We start from the raw sequence: 18011 nt of genomic DNA on the forward strand, positions 1-18011 counted from the left end.
GTATGGCTTCTCTGGTGTCGACCAGAGAAGCTGCGCAAAGGGGTACATATGCTGACTTTGCCGAGTTATGAAATACTTAATTTTAACGCGGATAGCTTGGTGGTATCCAAGTGTGGCGTGTCTAGAGTCTCTTCGCCACCTTTACTGGCGGTACTTGCCAAGTTGAAGAGCTATAAGGTGATTTCAAAAGTTGAGCTCGAAGAAATTCTCTCGGAATATGGACTGAATCCGATCGTTGCGTTCGATTTTTTGGAAAAGGTCATTCCCATAAAAGAAAGTTACGATCGGTTGTACTTTGAGGGAAGTGTAATCGCCCATGATTGGGGCGATTGCGGAGATCTGGAAAAGTTACTGAGAAGTGAAGTGCATGAAAGTTTGGATGTGTGCACTATAAATGGTTTGTCTCGGGGGGAGCTTGCAGGTAAAAGAAATTACATAGTTATTATGTGCATGAATTATAATTATGAGTGTATTAAAGATGTTTATTTTGATTTGGCAAGGATTGCGCCTGAAAGCGCGATCAGTGTTTGTTATCGTGCGGGAAATGCATATTGCATAAGTCAGCCTTATATGCCTGTGGTTGGTAATCCATGTCATTTTTGTAGTGTGGATAGAGTATTGAACTACGAGGCTTACCATCGGAGTGAAAACTCTTGGTCGAAGCTTTTAAAATTTTGCATGGACAAGCACATTGCTGTTCCGAGTGAGTCGCTTAGTGCGTTGCAGCGAGCAATGATTATCGGTGCGGTTGTCAAGAAGGTAAGGTGGGTGGCCGGCAACGCCGAGGGGTGGCGGTATCAAGATAATTTACTGCAAGATACTTATATCGATTTGAATGGGGACTTCGTCAAGGAGGTGACGACGTCTCACTGGTATATGTGTGATTGCTTGAGGGGGCAGAAATGAAGCATATACCCCATGACTATTATTTAAAGTTCATGAGCTCGATGGTGCATGAGGAGGTTCTTGATTTTCATTCGAAAGGCAATTACACCATACATGACGCATTCAAGCATGTCAGTCGATTGCATAATATAGACGACAAATCACTTTCGATACTAACCGGGAATGAGCTGAGGCTTTATCCAGATCTTGATTTGACGTTTCCCATTCGGTCTACCTTTGACTCCAATTCAGACATTGCCAGGAGCGAGTCGTGCGATACGTTTTCCAGTCGCAGTTTGAGTTTTTCTTTGCTGGAGAGTTTGGTTGCTCCGGTATTGACTAACAGAGTGGATAGTTTTAAGCGGGGATATCCAAGCGGTGGGGCGCTATATCCCGTAGAAGTATTCATTTGTTCCCTGGTTGACAACGAGGAAAGCTGGCCGTGTCCTGAAAAGGTTTTGCATTTGCTGCCAAATTCTCGTGCGTTTGAGGTCATGCAGGGGACGGAGAATGTGCAGTATATAAAAGAGGCGATCTTGTCATTTTCTGGTCAGGTCGGGCAGCCTCCTGTCGCTATCATCTATGCCGTTTACATACCTAAAACATTATTTAAATACAAGTATCGAGGTTACAGGCTGGCGTTGATGGAGGTTGGGTCTATTTACATGTTGATAGAGCTTCAGGCAAAGAAACTCGGTTTGGGTTGTAGGCTTTGGTCGGCATATACCGACACTATGTTGTGTAAAGCTATAGGTCTTAATCCAGCGCTGTTCTTCCCAGTGTGCGTACACTTTATTGGTGAGTGCCATGATTCTCTATAATTCTAGCCGTTTTTCCACGTTACCCGGCGCAATGGTTTTCCAGCCATCCTGTTTGTTGTCTTTCCCATCTTCTGTTGAGGTCGGGGACCTTTGGTTGAATGGTGGATGCGGAATAGGAAATGGGTCTTCATCCATAAAGGCTGGACTGGGGGAGTACTTTGAACGGCGTCATTTTTACATGGAGGTTAATGCTGATGTGCGGGGAACTCTAAGTTACTCACTTACAAGTGAGGAGGTTGAGGGGTTCGTAGGTGCATTCTCTCAAACGAATGAGTCAGGGCTGAAAAAGAGCGAGATTTTTGGTCATGTTTTTAATTTAACAAGGGCCTATCGGGCTTCAAACTTCACTGAGTGCCATATTCCAACTGCTTGTGTTTCTCTGAACTACAACAATATCGAAAGCGAAAATTTTATTTATCCACTTAGAGACACGTGTGGTTGCAGTTTTCATTGGCGTTTTAGTGATGCCATTTTTGGCGCGTTGAAGGAATGTCTGGAAAGGCAGTTTTTGGCTAAGTTTTGGCTAACGAAAGATTGCGTGCGAATTGTTCCGATTCCTGAGGCCAAAGCGAGTCTGAAAGAAAGTGGCTCTTCCGCGCTACTTGAGGCGCTTGATAAGTCAGGTGAGGTCACGATCATCGACATTTCAGATTATGGTTTCCCAGGTGTGTGCTTGTTGACCGTGTATGGCCAAAAAAACATCGGGCGTCATGTCCAGTATTGTGCGGGGATGTCGTATGCAAAGAATCAGCTAGAAGCTATGGAAAAATCACTCTATGAATTGTGGCAAACTTACAGATTTGTTGATTTATTCCATGCTACAAAAGGGCGCATGGAGGATATAGAAGATTCGTATCTGAGGTATTTTTTGAGTTGTAATAGTTATTCGGTTTACGAGGAGATCATTGATGTTAAGAAAAAAAGCGAGTGTTCGTCTGTCTCTTCAGATGGTTTTGATTGGTGCGGTCTTTTAGGGGTGTTGAAGGCGAGGAATATTGATGGTTTTTTTTACGTCAACTCAACAGATATAAGTGGTGAGCTATATTTTTTCTGCAAGTTTGTTTCTCCTGATATGTTTTTGCATATGAATAATTCGGAGGGCATAAACCTGGTTAATAAATACTCGAGAAGTTTTACAGGTGAAATAATTGATTTGCGAAGAAGAGTTATGGTGCCATTTCCATGAAGAGGTGAAATGTTATGAGGTGTAAGATAATAAGGTATTTGACGTTGGCTGCATTGTTTGTTAAGGAGCAGTTGAAAGAGCCCGTTGCCATCTTTTGGATGATAATTTCTCCTGCTGCAATTTTTTACTTGCTTTCTTATTCTGGGGGAGGTTTGGTTAGCTCTGAAGGAAGCTATCTGAAAAGTACCGCTTGGTTTTATGCGCATATTTCTTCGAATGTTGCGTTTTTTGGATTTGCTTTTTACATCATAGGTAGAAGGGAGAGCGGCTTTATAAGGTCGTTTGTTTACGCGTCAGGCGCTAAGTTTGCGTTCATGCTGGCGCAGTTTTTCGCCTGCTCTTTAATATCCCTGATATATTGTACGGTTTTTTATGCGCTAACATGCTTTCAATTTGGCGGCTTCAAGTTATTTGAATTGTTGATGGTTTTGCCGAGGTTTTACACGTCTTACATTTTTTTCTGTGTGCCGGGAATTTTGTTGAGTTTGATGCCTATGAGCTTTCAGAACTCTAGCACGCTTTTCTCGATGATCTCATTCGCGATGCTTGTGTTTAGTGTCCTTGGTATGCGTAATGCTGGTCATGATTTAGGGATGATGGATTTTCTGAATCCATTATACTTTGCAAGTGGACTTATGGAGTCGGGTTTTCATTATAATTATGGGTTTGCCTTATTGGCTTTGTTATTGTTTGTCGCTGTGTTTTTGCTTGCGCTAAGGTTTTTAAGAGTGAATCCAGTGTGGAGTCGGTACTGATGAATATTTTGTGTGCGCGATCACTTTGTTTCAAGTACGAAGATAAAATGATATTTGACGACGCGGGGATTGACGTCGACGCAGGGATGATTACTGGGCTTTTAGGGCCGAATGGATCTGGAAAAACTACTTTTTTTGATATCGTTTGCGGACTGAATAAGGTCGGGGTAGATCAATTATCCAATAAGGCATCAAAGCAGGTTTATTTGTCGCAGATGCTCACCGTGCCACCGGTGTTCAGGATGTTTGATGTTTTTAGAATGATATCACTGCTTAGTTCGTCGGTTCCCATCTCGCAGACGCAGGCATTGACAAAGCTGGCTGCATGGAGTCCTGAAATCGTTGATCGCTACAAGGAGATTTGGTTAAAAAAATCTTCTATCTGTAGCTATGGAGAGAAACGGTGGTTTTTTACTTTGTCATTGTTATCAGTGGGGGCGGATTTGATAATACTGGATGAGCCAACCGCCGGAGTTGATCCGGAATTCAGATACTACATTTGGAAGTGTCTGCGTGGAGCTGCCAAGGAGGGAGCCGCAATTTTGATTTCATCTCATAATATCGATGAGGTTGCAATCAATTGTGACCGATTTTACATGATCAGTAGACGCAAGTTTTTCTCGTTTAGTTCGGGTAAAGAATTCATCAATTTCTACGATTCAACCTCGCTCGACGAAGCTTTCATTCGTGCGGCTGCCGCTACCCCTCTTGTGGATGAACCTATTCAGCAAAGGTGAAAAGGGGGGCGTGAGGAAAGGTGGGTGTTTCGATGCTGTGAAACTGATGAAGTCCGTTTTTGGCACAAGCACCAACATAACTGGCACGCAGGGCAAAACCTGTGCGCTGCCGAGCGCCGACAATCGGTCTCAACCTGCCGAAGCGCCATGGCCTCGGCAATTTTTGTGTTGGTGTTCGTCAGTCGACGAACGCGCGGATTTTCAAGGTTGTTTTCCTATGTTCACCCCACTGCGTTTGTCCCTGATCGGTTTGCTCTCTTTCACCCTGGCCCAGGCCGTATCCGCGTCTGAGTGCGCCACCGACACCAGCCACGGTGCGCAGGTTTTTGCCGCCGAGTGCGGGGTCTGCCACGCGGTGAGCAAAGGCACCACGGGAATGATGGGGCCGAACCTGGCGGGAGTGTACGGGCGCAAGTCCGGCTCGCTGGCCGGCTTCAGTTATTCCCAGGCCATGCGCGACAAAGACGTGACCTGGCAAGCCGAGACCATCACCCAACTGATTACCCAGCCCCAGGCCTTCGTGCCGGGCACCTACATGCCCTACATGGGCCTGGCTTCGGCCGATGATCGTCAGGCGGTGGCGTGCTTCCTCAAGGAACAGCACTAAACAGCCGGATTTCCCCCCTTCGAAATACAGGTGATTTATGAGCAACGTTGAAATCCTGCCCCAGGTAGCTGCCTTCCTCGCCCGCCAGCATGGCTGCTTCATCGATGGCCAATGGGTGTTGGCCGAGGGCGAACGCATTGCCGTGGTCAACCCGGCGACCGGTCAAACCCTGTGCGAAACCCTCGACGCGCCGCTGGAACTGGTGGAGCGTGCGGTGCAGTCTTCGCACAAGGCTTTCAAGTCAGCGGTGTGGTCGGGCCTGCGTCCGGCGGACCGTGAACGCATCCTGCTGAACTTCACTCGCCTGGTCGAAGCACACGCCGAGGAACTGGCGCAGCTGGAAACCCTGAGCCAGGGCAAGTCGATCAACATGGCCCGGGCGCTGGACCTCAACGCCACCGTGGAATTCATGCGCTACATGTCCGGCTGGGCGACCAAGATCGAGGGGCAGACCTTCGATGTGTCGATCCCGCTGCCGCCTGGCGCCAAATTCACTGCGTTCACCAAGCGTGAGCCGGTGGGTGTGGTGGTCGGTATCGTGCCGTGGAACTTCCCGCTGCTGATCGCCGCCTGGAAACTGATGCCGGCGCTGGCCACCGGTTGCACAGTGATCATCAAGCCGGCGATGGAAACCCCGCTGACCGCCATGCGTCTGGCCGAGCTGGCGCTGGAAGCGGGTATTCCGGCCGGCGTGTTCAACGTGGTCACCGGTGGCGGCGCCTCAGTCGGTGGCGTGCTGACCGCACACCCATTGGTCAGCAAGGTATCGTTCACCGGCTCGACGGCCGTGGGCAAAAGCGTCGGTGTCGCCTGCATGGCCAACATGACGCGCTTCTCCCTGGAGCTGGGCGGCAAGAACCCAATGATCGTGCTGGCCGACGCCAATATCGAAAAGGCCGTGCAGGGCGCGATCCTCGGCGGCCTGCTCAACAACGGTCAGGTCTGTGCAGCGGCCTCGCGCTTCTACGTGCACCGCTCGATTCACGATCAGTTCGTCGACGCCCTGGCGGCGGCGGTTGCAGCCATGCCGATTGGCGCCGGGATGAATGGCGACGCGGCGATCAACCCGCTGGTGTCGCGCAAGCAGCAGCAAAGCGTACTCAAGCACATCGAACTGGCACGCAGCGAAGGTGCGCGGGTGGTGACTGGTGGTGAGTTGCTTGAAGGGGATGGCTTCTTCGTGCAGCCGACCATCCTCGCCGACATCGACCACAGCATGGCCGTGGCCCGAGAAGAAGTGTTCGGCCCGGTGCTCGGTGTGATGCCGTTCGACGACGAAGACGCGGTGATCGCGCTGGCCAACGACAATCGTTACGGCCTGGCCGCCAGCCTGTGGACCAACGACCTGGGCAAGGCGATGAACCTGGTGCCGCGTATCGAGGCCGGCACCGTGTGGGTCAATGCCCATGTGCTGCTCGACCCGGCCATGCCGTTCGGTGGCGTCAAGCAATCGGGCATGGGTCGCGAGTTCGGCCGTGCAGTGATCGAGGCCTACACCGAGCTCAAGTCGGTGTGCATCGCCCATTAATGATGGCGCCTGCCGGGTAGATTACCCGGCAGGTTTCGCCAGTTGAATCCCCGCCGCCCCCAGGCGCTTGAGAATTTCAAACAGCAACTGGCTCTTGATCGAGCCCACCGTGCGCGGGCTGGCGACATAGCCGGTGACGGTCAGGGTGATGCCTTCCGGCTTGAGCTGGCTGAAACGCACGTAGGGCGCCGGTTTCTCCAGAATGCTTTCGTGCTCGGTGTAGGCGTCATACAGCAGGTTTTGCACTTGCTCCGGGTCGATGTCCAACGGCAACAACAGTTCCAGACTGACCACCCCCTGGGCACTGCCGCCCAGGGTGACGTTGCGCAGGTTCTGCGAGATCAGCTGTGAATTGGGCACGATGACGATGGAGCGATCGGAGAGCTGGATTTCCGTAGCTCGGACGTTGATCCGACGGATGTCGCCCTCGACCCCGCTGATGCTGATCAAATCTCCCACCTTCACCGGGCGCTCGGTCAACAGGATCAGGCCGGAGATGAAGTTCTTGACGATCTCCTGCAGGCCGAAGCCGATACCTACCGACAGGGCGCTGACGATCCACGCCAGATTGGTCCACTGAATGCCCAGCGACGACAGCGTCAGCAGCACCACCAGGGCATAGCCGAGGTTGGCGAACAGAGTACTGAGGGAGGCGCACATGCCGGGGTCCATCTCGGTTTTTGGAAGGAACTCGTTGTCCAGCCAGCGGCGTAAGGTGCGGATCAGGTAAATGCCGATCACCAGGGTGAGGAACGCTCGCAGCAAGCTGTCCGGGACAATGTTCAGCTTGCGCAAACCCTCGCCACCGAGGATCGACAGGGTGTTGCTCACCAGTTGCCCGAGGGTGGTACCGACGCCACCGACGAACAGTGCTATCACCGCAATCAGCAGCAGGACTGCACGACCGCCGCCGGACAACACCGTGCAGATTTGCTCCAGGCGCGGATTGCCGATGCCGAGTACTTGCTTGAGGGTCTTTCCCGCCGAGTTTTTCGGGGAGAACACATATTCGCAAGTGTCGACGTGCAGTTGCGTCAGCAGATAAAAACCGGCGGAGATGATGAACACCCAGACCAGCTCGTAAGTGATAAACCGGGCCATCGTCACGTAGCCGATCAACAAGGCCAGCAGTGACACGACCACGGCGATGCCGGTGAAGGTGTAGATCAGTCCGGCGAAGGTGGTCACGCTCTCTGCCGCCACCCCAGCCAGCGCCTGCGCCCGGCGTACTTTGCTGACCTTCAGCAGCAGTGAGCCGATCACCAGCGCCACCACCAGAGAAACGATGCCTCGACCGAACGTCACCACGTCGCCACTCATGCCGGTCACATTGCTCATTTGCACCAGAGTGACCAGCACCAACAGCACGCCGGCAAGCACTCGGGCGTAGGGGGCCATGGCCAGTGCGACTTCATCGGAGATGTCGGGCAAGCGCCATGACGGGTGTTTGATTGACAGCAGTGCCCGGCTCAATCCGGTGATCAGCACACAGGTGTAGGCGAGTTTTTCCAGGTACTGAGTCAGCTCCGCTATTTGCGGCGGGTAGGGCACCTGGCGCGTGGCGGCGTAGTGCAACAGTTGCAGGGCGGCACTGGCGGTGAGGAGAGTCGCCAGTACCGAGGCCAGGGCCAGGGAGCTACGGCGCAAGCGGCCTTCGGGCATCCGGTAAATGCACAGCCATGCCAATCCGCGCCCGGCCAGTCTGCGCCCCAGGGTCCAGACGGCCAGTGCCAGCGCCAGTAAAGTCAGGGTCAGCAGGCGCTGGCCGGGTTGCCAGACGGCCGCGTGAGTGATTCCAAGTTGCTGCATGAGGGTGACGAAGCGTTCGTAGTCACTGGCTGGAAAGTCGAATAACGGCGCCCAGAACCCCGGATTGAGAATGCTGCTGGTCTGCTGCGTGACCTCGACTTCCAGCAGGCTGCGGCGGATGCCGGCGATTTGCGGAATCAACTCGGCGGCACTTTTTCTCAGCACGTCGAGGGTTTTCAGGTTGTTGTCGATCTTGTCCTTCTGCTCGCCCAGGGAATCACGTTGTGTGCTGATGGCGGAGGTCAGGGTCGGGTTTTCGTCCAGGGGCACCGGTCCCAGCACGTTGAGTTGAGCTTGCAATTGGGCCTGCGCCGGCAGCAGCGTAGTGGTCAGGCGGTCGATGTCCTGGATCAGGGTTTGAGCCTGGTCTTGCGCGCTTTCCAGCTGGGTGTAGTTGTTGGCCTGGGACACCTGCTGCTTGAGGCTGTTGAGCTGGCTCTGCAGGGTTTGCAGGTCGGCCTCGGGCAGGCTGGCGGTGGAAATGACCGAGGTCAGGGTATCGGACATCGGCGCCGCCGACAGCCCGGTGACATTCCCCGCCATGAGCGTGAAGGTGATGTAAATCAGCAACTTCATGGCATTGCGCATGGGCGTGCTCGACTGATTGTGGCGGCATCTGGCTAATCAGGTTAGGCCATGGCGCACGTCATCGAGGGATTTTTGCCGGGTAGAGCTGGTCTGAAGTTCACAAGGCCGATTTGCGGTGTGAGCTAGCAGTAGATTCACCGCATCGCCGCGATGGGGGCCGCCCGCAACACTGCATCAACTTCTATCGCGGGCAAGCCCGCTCCCACAGAGGCAGAACCCGCGATGTACGCGCAAACTGTGGGGGCGGGCTCCTGCAATTCAGATACCTGCCGGTACTGCTTGAGGGGCGACGGCCGGCTGCGCAACCGCTGCCGCTGTGGCCCGCGCGCTGTGCTTGCGCTCTGCTTCCTGGTAAAGACGGTTGAGTTCATCCCGGCCCTTGTTGATCAGCGCCCGGTGCAACGGCTCTACGCTGCGGACCACATACTGGTGCATGACAACCAGACTGAGGAACAACACGATGATCGCAGTCAGGTAAGCGCTGCCTTGGGCGCCGCTCTGCCAGAACTGTGAGAACGCGTAAATGGTCAGGAGGTAGGCGATGCAACCACCGTAAGTGAACACCGCTTCAATCCTGTTGCTGCCCGGGACGATCGCTTTGACATACAGGCCTTCACCACCTTTCATGCGAAATTTCCCCCACCAGGACAGCGGGGACACCAGTGCGAACAGGGGAAAACATACCCAGCCCAACAACACCATGGCGGTGGCCATGACGATCGAAACCAGGATGTTGGTGTTCGCTGGTGGAACCGAGAAAACCTGGTTGGTCGAGAAGTTGATGTCGAGCAGACTGCGGCCCTTGTAGCTCATCGTCCCGAGGATGTGACCGGGGCGCGCTTGCAGGCTGCCGCTGCCGGAGTAATTGACGTCGACCTCATTGTTCAAGTCATGCAGCCAGGTGTTGTGAGTGACTACCAGTTCGTGTGAGGTCTGGGTATCCAGATGGCCGAACGCATTTTGCGTCACGCGGGTGTCGGAGAACACGGTGCTGGATGTTCGTGTGTCCAGAACACGACCCACCAGCAGATACATATCGGACGGGTCGTCGCGACCGAACAGTTCGGTCTTGAGGCTGCCGTTACGCTTGAAGATTGCGTAGGAAACACCACCGGCAATCGCTGCGACGATGACGATCTGAAAGAAAGAAGGAAGGATGAAGTAGGAAATGGAATCCAGCAGGCCGAAGTCCGATTGGTACTTGATGCCAATCATCAGCAACGCAGCAACACCGGCGAATCCGAGTGGGGAACGGCGCTTGTAGGCCTGGAAGGCCCCTGCGGCGCACAGCAGAAATATCAGAAAACTCACTTGTCAGCCTCGCAATCATGGGAAATTACAACAAGGTCAGCCTTGACCTCGCGCATAAGATAACCATCCATTGCACATCCGGCTATATCAAAGTGCCACTATTCAAAATCTATTTAAATCAAAGACTAACGAATACGAAGGATTATTTTCCTGGCGCGCGGTGCGGCAACGCACGATCCACTTGAACCTTCCGCTGCCGCTGCCGCTGCCGCTGCCGCTGCCGCTGCACCTCTACCGGGATATACCTATCGGAGAGCGTCATGAGCAGTGCAGAAAGAGAAAGCGCGCTGGAGGCCTGTCGTCAGTTGTTTGTGTCACCACAGGTACAGTTCGATGCCGCAGCGCAAAACGAGGAATTACTGCGCATGGCAGACAAATGCCAGCGCAGCGGGTTGATCAGCGTGGGCGAAAGGAACGAGCTGATTGTCGAAGCAACCCGGCATTACGCGAACGCGGTGGAAGCCATGGCCATGGATGGTGAGTCGTATGCGGATTCGGCGCGCTACGTCGTGTCGGCGCGAGTGCTTGAGAGCGGGCTGTTCTGCAGGTAGCAGTTCACGGGTTTTGCTCCCGATTCCCGAGGCTGATCTGTCTGGGTGTCATGGCGTGGCTTGAGCCGGTATTTCGCGTGCCATTACCATGATTGCGGCGTAACCAGTATGGACGATAGGATCCGCACCGACGAAACCGTCATTTTCCAGGGAAGAAGGAGTATTCATGGGCTTTTCAACGGAAGAAAAACAGCAGTTGTTGAGCGTCAAGGGCGTTGGCCCGACTGTGGTCAGCAGACTGGAACAGATGGGCTTCGCCACCCTCGCGCAACTCGCCGAGGCCAACGCGCTGGACATCGTGACCCAGGCCTCGGCGATCGTCGGCTCGACCTGCTGGAAGAACAGCCCCCAGGCCAGGGCCGCAATTCAGGCAGCGATTGCCAAGGCCCGTGAAGTCGTGAGCAACCCGGCTCTATAGCCCGCTGAACATGCCGATGATCACGGCATTCACCAGGTCAATGAAGAAACCGCACACCAGCGGCACGATCAGGAAGGCCTGGTGTGCCGCGCCGTACTTCTGCGTGACGGTGGTCATGTTGACGATGGCTGTGGCGGTAGAGCCCAGGGTAATCCCGCCAAAGCCTGAGGCGATCACGCTGGCTTCATAATCTCGGCCCATGCAGCGGAACACTACGAAGTAGGTGTAGAGCACCGTCAGCAACACTTGCAGGGTCAGGGTGCTGAGGATGAACAGCAGTGCGCCGCTGAGTTGCCACAGTTGCAGCCCCATCAGCGCCATGGTCAGGAACATCCCCAGGCAGATATCGGAGATCAGCGCCAGGCCGAGGCTGGCGCCGCTCCAGGTTTTCAGGCGCTGCTCACCGACCACGGCAAGCACGATGTGGTGAATGACAATGCCGGCGAACAGGCAACTGACGAACTTCGGCAGGGTGATCCCGGCATCCACCAGCAGCAGGTTGAGCCCGTAACCGAGCATCAGTGTCAGGTTGAGCCACATCCACGCCCAGAGCACGTCGTAATAGTCCAGCGCCTTGCCCGGTTGCTGTTCCATCTTGCCGACTTCCAGCGCCGTATCCATGGACCCCGTCAGTTGATGACGGCGGATCAGTTGGTTGGCGATCGGGCCGCCGATCACGCACGCGGCAATCAGGCCGACTGTATTACTGGCAATCCCCAATTCATGGGCATTGCTGATCCCAAGTTTTTCCACGAACAGCGGTGCCCAGGCCAGCGCCGTCCCGACCCCACCGGTCAGGGAGATCGAGCCGACCATCAGGCCAGCCTTCGGGTCCAGTCCGAATGCCTCGGCCATGCCCATGCCCAGGGAGTTTTGCAGGACGATGAAGACGCTGGCGAGCAATAGCAGGATCAGCAGCGGACGACCGCCCTTGATCAGTTGGCGTACATCCGATTTCAGGCCGATACCGGCAAAGAAGTACAGCAACAGGATGTCGCGAACCTGCAGGTCGAACTCGACCTGGATATTCAGCCCGAAATACAGGATGGACGTCACCGCGGCACAGACAAAACCACCGACTACCGATTCGGGAATGCAGTACTGGCGTAGAACGGTGATGCGCTGGACCAGGGTCTTGCCGAGGAACAGCAGGAGAATGGCGAGGGTAAAGCTGACGAGACCGTGAACCTGGAAAAGCTGGGAGGTCATCAGGGCCTTCCTTGAATATCAAACAGGCATTATCAGGATTGGGCCATCCAGAGTTCAGACATAAGTCAATGAATGGTGAGTCGAGCATAGCAGCCGGATCGACGGGCTCCAGCTGCCGGCACTCGCTGACGAGCCCTTGTGCTCAGTCCCGGCAACGTTGCGCGATAGTGCGCAGCATGCGCCGGCGAATCATCCCGCTGACAGGGCGGATCAGGTACCAGTAAGGCCTGAAGCTGCGCAGCGCAGTGGCGTCGAGACAGTTTACGCGGGTCTGCGTGGTGACTCGGGTCAGGCCTGAATCCAGCGGCTCGCAGGCAAAACCTACCACCAGCTTGACACTGCCAGGCTCCGCAAAGGCGGCGAACGCCCGAGCGTCGGCGATCACCGATTGGCCAAAATCAGCCTGCCACAGCTTGCCTGCCAAACCGTATGCCACGCCCCGGTCAGCGACCTGTTCGAGCAGGGTGAAGTTGTCCATGCCAAATGCCGCAGCGGGCGGTCTATCGGCCTTGCCCATCAAGCGCATGGGCAATTCGCGCAGCGTGATTGCGGCCCTGAAAAATCGCTCGTCTTCGGGGCGGTAAGCCAGTACCTGGGCCATCACCCTGGCCGGTTCGGCTTTTATATCCAGTGAATGGGTTTCACTGAACTGGTAGTCCGGCAGGTGAATATCGTTGAGTCGGATCCTTGCTGTTCCTCATGGCTGAGGGGGCAACCATACACCAGGCGGGGGAGATCCTCACAGACGGACCTTGCGGCTCATGATTCGCTGATCTACATCACCCGTGAGCGTCCGCTGGTCTTCTACACTCTTTCCCGGGAAGTGACCTGTGCGCCAGAGCCGGCGCGGTCCGGGCGCTCGCACGATCGCACAACGAAATGTGTTTTTGACACTAGACTCAGATGACATTTTTCCGCCCTGGAAATGACTCTTTAATGGTGAGGCCCTGGATATGGCAAAAGACAGTAAAAAAGCTTCAAAAGCGAAATCTGTTGAACCCGAGAAGCTGAAGAACAAGCAGTACCTCGAAGAGCTGCACCACCTGCATGTCGAACTGGTGAAGTTGCAGGAATGGGTCAAAGCCAAGGGCGTCAAAGTCTGTGTGGTCTTCGAGGGGCGCGATGGCGCCGGCAAAGGCGGAACCATCAAGGCGCTGACCGAACGAGTCAGCCCGCGAGTGTTTCGCGTGGTCGCCCTGCCAGCCCCGACCGAGCGCGAAAAGAGTCAGATGTACATGCAACGTTACCTGGCGCACATGCCGGCGTCGGGCGAGGTGGTGATCTTCGATCGCAGTTGGTACAACCGGGCGGGCGTCGAGCGGGTGATGGGCTTCTGCAAGAAAGAGCAGGTGGAACGTTTTCTCGAACTGGCACCGATGTTTGAGCGCACCATCGTCGAATCAGGGGTGATCCTGCTCAAGTACTGGCTGGAAGTTAGCGAAGAGGAACAGACCCGACGCCTCGCTTCGCGTATTACTGACGGTCGCAAGATCTGGAAGCTCACCGACATGGACCTCAAGTCCTACAGCCGTTGGTATGACTACTCGCGCGCCCGTGACGATATGTTTATGGCGACCGACACCGAGCATGCCCCGTGGCGGGTAGCCGACTCCAACGACAAGCGCAGGGCGCGCCTGAACATCATCACCGACCTGCTCAGTCGCATCCCGTATAAGGAAGTGCCGCGTGAGAAGGTGGCCTTGCCAAAGCGGCAGAAGCCCGCGGGCTATCGCCAGCCGGATTATCCGATCAATCGCGTTGCCGAGAAGTTCTGAGGCTCGGGCGCCACACATTGAGGCCGGATGACGGTTATCGTCATCCGGCCTTTTGCATTTGGCAGGCTCACCCCACCTGTAAATCGCGAGTGCCGCGATAAACCGCTCCATGCATCTGGCATCAACCTTGCTCCATCCCTGTAGCGACTCATGTTGACCCTGCAACTGAAGGGCAGACGGCTGATCCAGGAGGTGTTAAATGATGCAGTGGAGCACCCGCAGATTCTTGGCGACCTTTGTTATTACGTGCCTTCTGGTCAACTGGATGATTGTTGAGGTGGCCCCTTGGCTGGTCAGATTTCTCGACTTGCCGCTGTGCCTTTAATGGGGGGATTCCCCAAAGGTGGTGCCGTTCGCTAGGCCTTGTTCAGATGCAGATGGGTGTCGAGGATACTCTGCAGCCGTTCGGTGTTGAGCCTCTGGCACTCGTCCTCGGCGTCCTGGCGGCTCGGGTAGGTGGGCGCCAGGCGTTGCTTGTCCTGATTGTCGTAAAGATTGAATTGGATCGGCGCGGTTTTGCAGTAGAAGCGACCGCCTTCACGCACCGTCTCTGTCTCGACTGGAATTGCCGGAACCACAACAAAACGTGGATTCATGTTCGCCCCCGGTGACATTAAGACAGTAAGCCTAAGGAATAGTGGCTACTTGCCTTCAGATCAAGGGCTGCGCATGGAAATCCGATGAGGTGTCGTTTTATCAACCGTGCCCCCCAGGTCTTTTTTTTCTGGCGGCGTGGTGGTCTCGGGGGAGGAAAGTGGGGGCGCAGGCACGTCTTCATCGTTACGCAAATGGCGATGCCAGCCATACAAGGCCATGCCCAGCGTAACAATGACAATGACTGCAAAAGCGATAGCAGCGTAGGTAATCACGTGTGTTGCGAATCCTTGCAGAGCGATTGTTACAGCTTAGATTCGATACGCGTAGAGGTATGTAGGATCAGTCTGCAATTGCACCGCTCTGATAAGCGGTTATGCCGGTAATCCTGTCGAGCGATGGGTCTGGGGAAGAAGGAGCCAAATCCCTTTGGCCTGCTGGATTTTGTACGAATGCTATGACGAATCTGTGACAGGTCTGTACTGCGGCGGGCGAACCGCCGGGATATGGACTACACCTTTCTGGACCTCGGCGACGGGTTTCAAATAGGGAGTTATCCAATGCTTGCCCACTGGTTTCTCGCGGCAATACACCTGCTGGCCTATGGATTGGCGTTATGGGCGGTGTTGTCCCGCGCTACGGCCCTGCGCCAGGTCACCGCGAATGGCGAGGGTGCCAGGCGTGTATTGCTGGCGGACAACCTTTGGGGGATATCAGCGATTATTCTGCTGGTGAGCGGTGGCTTCAGGGCGTTTGGCGGGTACGAGAAGGGCACGGACTATTACCTGCATCAGCCACTTTTCCACCTGAAAATGACCTTGTTCGTGGTCATCCTGGTACTGGAGATCGCGCCAATGGTCACGCTGGTCAAATGGCGGATTGCCTTGGCGCGCAAGACTGCACTGAATGTCAGGCGCACGGGTTTATACGCGCGTGTCTGTCATATTGAAGCGCTGTTTTTGGTCTTGATGGTCGTGGCCGCATCCGGCATGGCGCGTGGCGTGACATTCGGTTGAAGGGCAGTAGGAGCAGCCGATTTCGACCCTGAAAATGAGAATCGCCTGACATCGTCGAGCGGGACATTCCGTTAGTATCGACATCTTGTTGCGGCGGCCCGCTGGGGACTCAAGAGCGCGGGGCAAGACTTCCAGAATCTTTAGCCAGCCTTGGCCATGCAGCAGCAGGCTGGCTACTGATCACTGTTCGAGGCTCAGCTTTGCGGCTTGTCCGGGGCAGTCAAGCCTGCCTGGATGCGCTGGTAGATTTCTTCTCGATGCACCGCAACGTCTTTCGGGGCATTGATGCCAATTCTGACCTGCTGGCCGCTAACGCCCAGTATGGTGATCGTAATGTCGTCACCGATGTTTATGCTTTCACCGACTTTGCGGGTGAGTATCAGCATGATCTTCTCCTTGATAGCTTTGTAAGGCACCTGACTCGTGTGCAGATGTCGGTCATACGTATAGATTAGTGCGAAGTGTCACGGTTTGGGTGCATCTTTGTGACGCGCAGACGCCGCATTAATTCCCGGGGTGCGACTATACAGAGGCTTCAAGCATCATTCTCGCTGTTTTATGCCCTGTTTGCCTGGGTTGAGAATCATTTTTGAGTGATAAGATCTCTTCCTTTGGTATTGCGAGGAAAAACTGTGCGCAGAATGATGTGGGTGATCGCGGTATTGGTCCTGGCCGGCTGCGGTGAGCGAGACCAGCAAGCGTCGAAAAAGCCTCAGGCTCCGGTGGTTTCTACTCAGAATGAAGCTGCTGCACCGCAATGGGATGTGTTGGTACAAGGTTCGACTCCGCAAGCTGTCAGCGATCTCGCCGGGTGGTTGATCGAGCATAGCTTTGTTTCGTACGTAGTCACGCGCGAGGGCAAACAACAGGTTCTGGTCGGCCCGTTCAACTCCCGGGCCGAGGCCGAGGCCAAACAGGCAGCTGTGTCCGCTGCGCTGGTCAAGGCGAAGAAACAGAACATCGAAACCCTGGTTATCGAGCACAGCAACGCAGAGTAATTTTTCGTGAGCGTTGCGGCGGCCTGGCATGGGTAGAGAGGGTGGACTGCAAACGTAAAAGGCCCGGTGCCATGCACCGGGCCTTTTTTCATCACTTAGCCGCACATCTTCATGTCGACGGGTCCGACAAACTCATTGGCGCGTCCCATGACGCACGCGACCTTCTGGTTGCGTTGCTGCTCCCAGGCTTGTACCGGGTAGGTTTTGTTCCAGGCTTCGTACAGTTGCCGGTCCTGCTTCGAAAGGCGCAAGCCGTATTGCTTGCTCATATAGAAGTATGTGCGGGCGATCATCCCCCGAATGGAGGGGCGGGGCATGACCTTCTTGGCCTTGAAATCTACCTGGGTCAGGCATGAACCATACTGGCCGCTTTGCTCTGGCAGCCAGCCAAAGCTGAAGTTGCTGCGATCTCCGTTGACCTCGCCAATACTCGGCACCAGGTTGTGCAGGTCCGCTTCCGCACGCTGGTAGGTAGGGTCGTTGCGGGTGCAGTTTTTTCGACCACCGTCCTGCCAGCATTGACGCTGGTGCCCGATTTGCCAGGCCGGAACGATGTGCTCCCACTCGATCCGTGCCGCCCGGTTGGCGTTTTTGCGCGGCACGTAGCCACACGCCTTGAGGTCAACCCGATTTCCGGTGTACTTGCAGCCGCAATAAAACTCGGTGGACTGCGGTGCGTAGAGTTTCCAGGCAACTTTCTTGGCTTCGGTAAAGGTGCGGGGGGCCTGCGCATTGGCGCTGACCGCCACCAGGAGCATCAGCAAAGCAAAAAAACGAACAATCATTGACTCAGTCTTCCTTCGGCACGACCCAGAAAATCTGTACGCCACCGTCGTCGCGGTAGGCGAGGGTAACGTTGTCGTTTTCAGCTATTTCTTCCAGCAGGCGTTCCCAATCCTCCACGGGTTCGTCCGGGAGTCGGAAGATCAAGGCCGCCTTGGCTTTTTGCGCGTTCGGCGAATTGATGATTTTCTGAACGCGTAAGCCGAGCCTTTCATAGGCGCCTGGAGGGGTGCTGTTTGCTGCAGAAGTCGTGGCCACGGAGGAGTCCTTATTAAGCTGTACGTGCATACAGTATTTAACTGTAAGCATTTTCGCAACTGCTTAAAATTCAAGAGAATCCTGTGACCTTGATTTTTGGCTTTTAGTGCATGGGGGAGGAAGTTTTTTTGCGGGGCAGGAGGTTTGCTGCGATGGCACCAGCCGCCGGAAACGGCGGATGG

The 18011-nt window shown here is 54.9% G+C and carries 21 protein-coding genes; 12 read left to right on the top strand and 9 right to left on the bottom strand.

Annotation, left to right across the window (positions count from 1 at the left end; genetic code table 11):
- The first annotated feature begins 48 nt into the window (after positions 1 to 48).
- The 7 genes from KW062_RS10520 (at position 49) to KW062_RS10550 (ending at position 6519) form a co-directional block, all read left to right on the top strand.
- Positions 49 to 906: an McbB family protein gene (locus KW062_RS10520; protein WP_105754723.1), complete on the top strand. Its 858-nt coding sequence runs from the start codon at positions 49 to 51 to the stop codon at positions 904 to 906.
- Positions 903 to 1706, top strand: a complete 804-nt coding sequence (locus KW062_RS10525; protein WP_105754722.1) for a SagB/ThcOx family dehydrogenase — start codon at positions 903 to 905, stop codon at positions 1704 to 1706. Before KW062_RS10520 ends, KW062_RS10525 begins: the two co-directional genes overlap by 4 nt.
- Positions 1693 to 2892: a YcaO-like family protein gene (locus tag KW062_RS10530; protein WP_105754721.1), complete on the top strand. Its 1200-nt coding sequence runs from the start codon at positions 1693 to 1695 to the stop codon at positions 2890 to 2892. The genes KW062_RS10525 and KW062_RS10530 overlap by 14 nt, the downstream gene beginning before the upstream one ends.
- 44 nt (positions 2893 to 2936) lie before the next feature.
- Entirely contained in the window at positions 2937 to 3647 is a 711-nt protein-coding gene (locus KW062_RS10535) for an ABC transporter permease (RefSeq protein WP_256350967.1), read from the top strand.
- A complete protein-coding gene (locus tag KW062_RS10540; protein ID WP_105754719.1) occupies positions 3647 to 4384 on the top strand; it encodes an AAA family ATPase in 738 nt (245 codons plus the stop codon). Before KW062_RS10535 ends, KW062_RS10540 begins: the two co-directional genes overlap by 1 nt.
- Positions 4385 to 4601: 217 nt before the next feature.
- Positions 4602 to 4991, top strand: coding sequence for a c-type cytochrome (locus KW062_RS10545; RefSeq protein ID WP_105754718.1), 390 nt, complete (start codon positions 4602 to 4604; stop codon positions 4989 to 4991).
- Positions 4992 to 5028: 37 nt separating this feature from the next.
- Complete coding sequence (locus KW062_RS10550; protein WP_027620598.1) at positions 5029 to 6519, top strand: aldehyde dehydrogenase family protein; 1491 nt, start codon at positions 5029 to 5031, stop codon at positions 6517 to 6519.
- A 21-nt stretch (positions 6520 to 6540) separates the two neighbouring features.
- On the opposite strand, the gene KW062_RS10555 is transcribed toward KW062_RS10550, so the two are convergent.
- Both KW062_RS10555 and KW062_RS10560 read right to left on the bottom strand, forming a co-directional pair.
- Complete coding sequence (locus KW062_RS10555; RefSeq protein WP_105754717.1) at positions 6541 to 8916, bottom strand: DUF3772 domain-containing protein; 2376 nt, start codon at positions 8914 to 8916, stop codon at positions 6541 to 6543.
- A 258-nt stretch (positions 8917 to 9174) separates the two neighbouring features.
- A complete protein-coding gene (locus tag KW062_RS10560) occupies positions 9175 to 10227 on the bottom strand; it encodes a hypothetical protein (protein ID WP_105754716.1) in 1053 nt (350 codons plus the stop codon).
- Between the two features lie 260 nt (positions 10228 to 10487).
- Here KW062_RS10560 and KW062_RS10565 point away from each other — a divergent pair, with 260 nt between their 5' ends.
- Positions 10488 to 10778: a hypothetical protein gene (locus KW062_RS10565; protein WP_105754715.1), complete on the top strand. Its 291-nt coding sequence runs from the start codon at positions 10488 to 10490 to the stop codon at positions 10776 to 10778.
- A gap of 166 nt (positions 10779 to 10944) precedes the next feature.
- Positions 10945 to 11196: a Pathogenicity locus gene (locus KW062_RS10570; RefSeq protein ID WP_105754714.1), complete on the top strand. Its 252-nt coding sequence runs from the start codon at positions 10945 to 10947 to the stop codon at positions 11194 to 11196.
- On the opposite strand, the gene gltS is transcribed toward KW062_RS10570, so the two are convergent.
- Both gltS and KW062_RS10580 read right to left on the bottom strand, forming a co-directional pair.
- Positions 11191 to 12405, bottom strand: coding sequence for a sodium/glutamate symporter (gltS, locus tag KW062_RS10575; RefSeq protein ID WP_027620593.1), 1215 nt, complete (start codon positions 12403 to 12405; stop codon positions 11191 to 11193). The genes KW062_RS10570 and gltS overlap by 6 nt on opposite strands.
- Positions 12406 to 12547: 142 nt before the next feature.
- A complete protein-coding gene (locus KW062_RS10580) occupies positions 12548 to 13090 on the bottom strand; it encodes a hypothetical protein (protein WP_105754713.1) in 543 nt (180 codons plus the stop codon).
- A 268-nt stretch (positions 13091 to 13358) separates the two neighbouring features.
- Here KW062_RS10580 and ppk2 point away from each other — a divergent pair, with 268 nt between their 5' ends.
- Positions 13359 to 14180, top strand: coding sequence for a polyphosphate kinase 2 (ppk2, locus tag KW062_RS10585; protein WP_105754712.1), 822 nt, complete (start codon positions 13359 to 13361; stop codon positions 14178 to 14180).
- Between the two features lie 356 nt (positions 14181 to 14536).
- On the opposite strand, the gene KW062_RS10590 is transcribed toward ppk2, so the two are convergent.
- Positions 14537 to 14776 (bottom strand): hypothetical protein, encoded by a 240-nt coding sequence (locus tag KW062_RS10590; RefSeq protein WP_033866411.1) that lies wholly within the window; start codon positions 14774 to 14776, stop codon positions 14537 to 14539.
- Positions 14777 to 14836: 60 nt separating this feature from the next.
- Complete coding sequence (locus tag KW062_RS10595; protein ID WP_146118219.1) at positions 14837 to 15049, bottom strand: hypothetical protein; 213 nt, start codon at positions 15047 to 15049, stop codon at positions 14837 to 14839.
- A gap of 285 nt (positions 15050 to 15334) precedes the next feature.
- On the opposite strand from KW062_RS10595, the gene KW062_RS10600 reads away from it, so the two are divergent.
- Entirely contained in the window at positions 15335 to 15790 is a 456-nt protein-coding gene (locus tag KW062_RS10600; RefSeq protein WP_027620590.1) for a DUF2214 family protein, read from the top strand.
- Between the two features lie 194 nt (positions 15791 to 15984).
- Here KW062_RS10600 and csrA read toward each other — a convergent pair whose 3' ends face one another.
- The gene (gene csrA / locus KW062_RS10605) at positions 15985 to 16176 is read right to left on the bottom strand and encodes a carbon storage regulator CsrA (protein WP_008028241.1); all 192 of its coding nucleotides are present in this window, start codon (positions 16174 to 16176) and stop codon (positions 15985 to 15987) included.
- Between the two features lie 246 nt (positions 16177 to 16422).
- Between csrA and KW062_RS10610 the strand changes: the two genes are divergently transcribed.
- Entirely contained in the window at positions 16423 to 16788 is a 366-nt protein-coding gene (locus tag KW062_RS10610; RefSeq protein WP_105754711.1) for a penicillin-binding protein activator LpoB, read from the top strand.
- Positions 16789 to 16883: 95 nt separating this feature from the next.
- On the opposite strand, the gene KW062_RS10615 is transcribed toward KW062_RS10610, so the two are convergent.
- Positions 16884 to 17573, bottom strand: a complete 690-nt coding sequence (locus KW062_RS10615) for an endonuclease (RefSeq protein ID WP_027620588.1) — start codon at positions 17571 to 17573, stop codon at positions 16884 to 16886.
- A 4-nt stretch (positions 17574 to 17577) separates the two neighbouring features.
- Positions 17578 to 17859 carry a DUF1654 domain-containing protein gene (locus KW062_RS10620; RefSeq protein WP_306218920.1) on the bottom strand — a complete coding sequence of 94 codons (282 nt, stop codon included), beginning with the start codon at positions 17857 to 17859 and terminating at the stop codon, positions 17578 to 17580.
- Between the last annotated feature and the right edge of the window lie 152 nt (positions 17860 to 18011).

The sequence above is a fragment of the Pseudomonas fluorescens genome, assembly GCF_019212185.1.
GTDB lineage: Bacteria > Pseudomonadota > Gammaproteobacteria > Pseudomonadales > Pseudomonadaceae > Aquipseudomonas.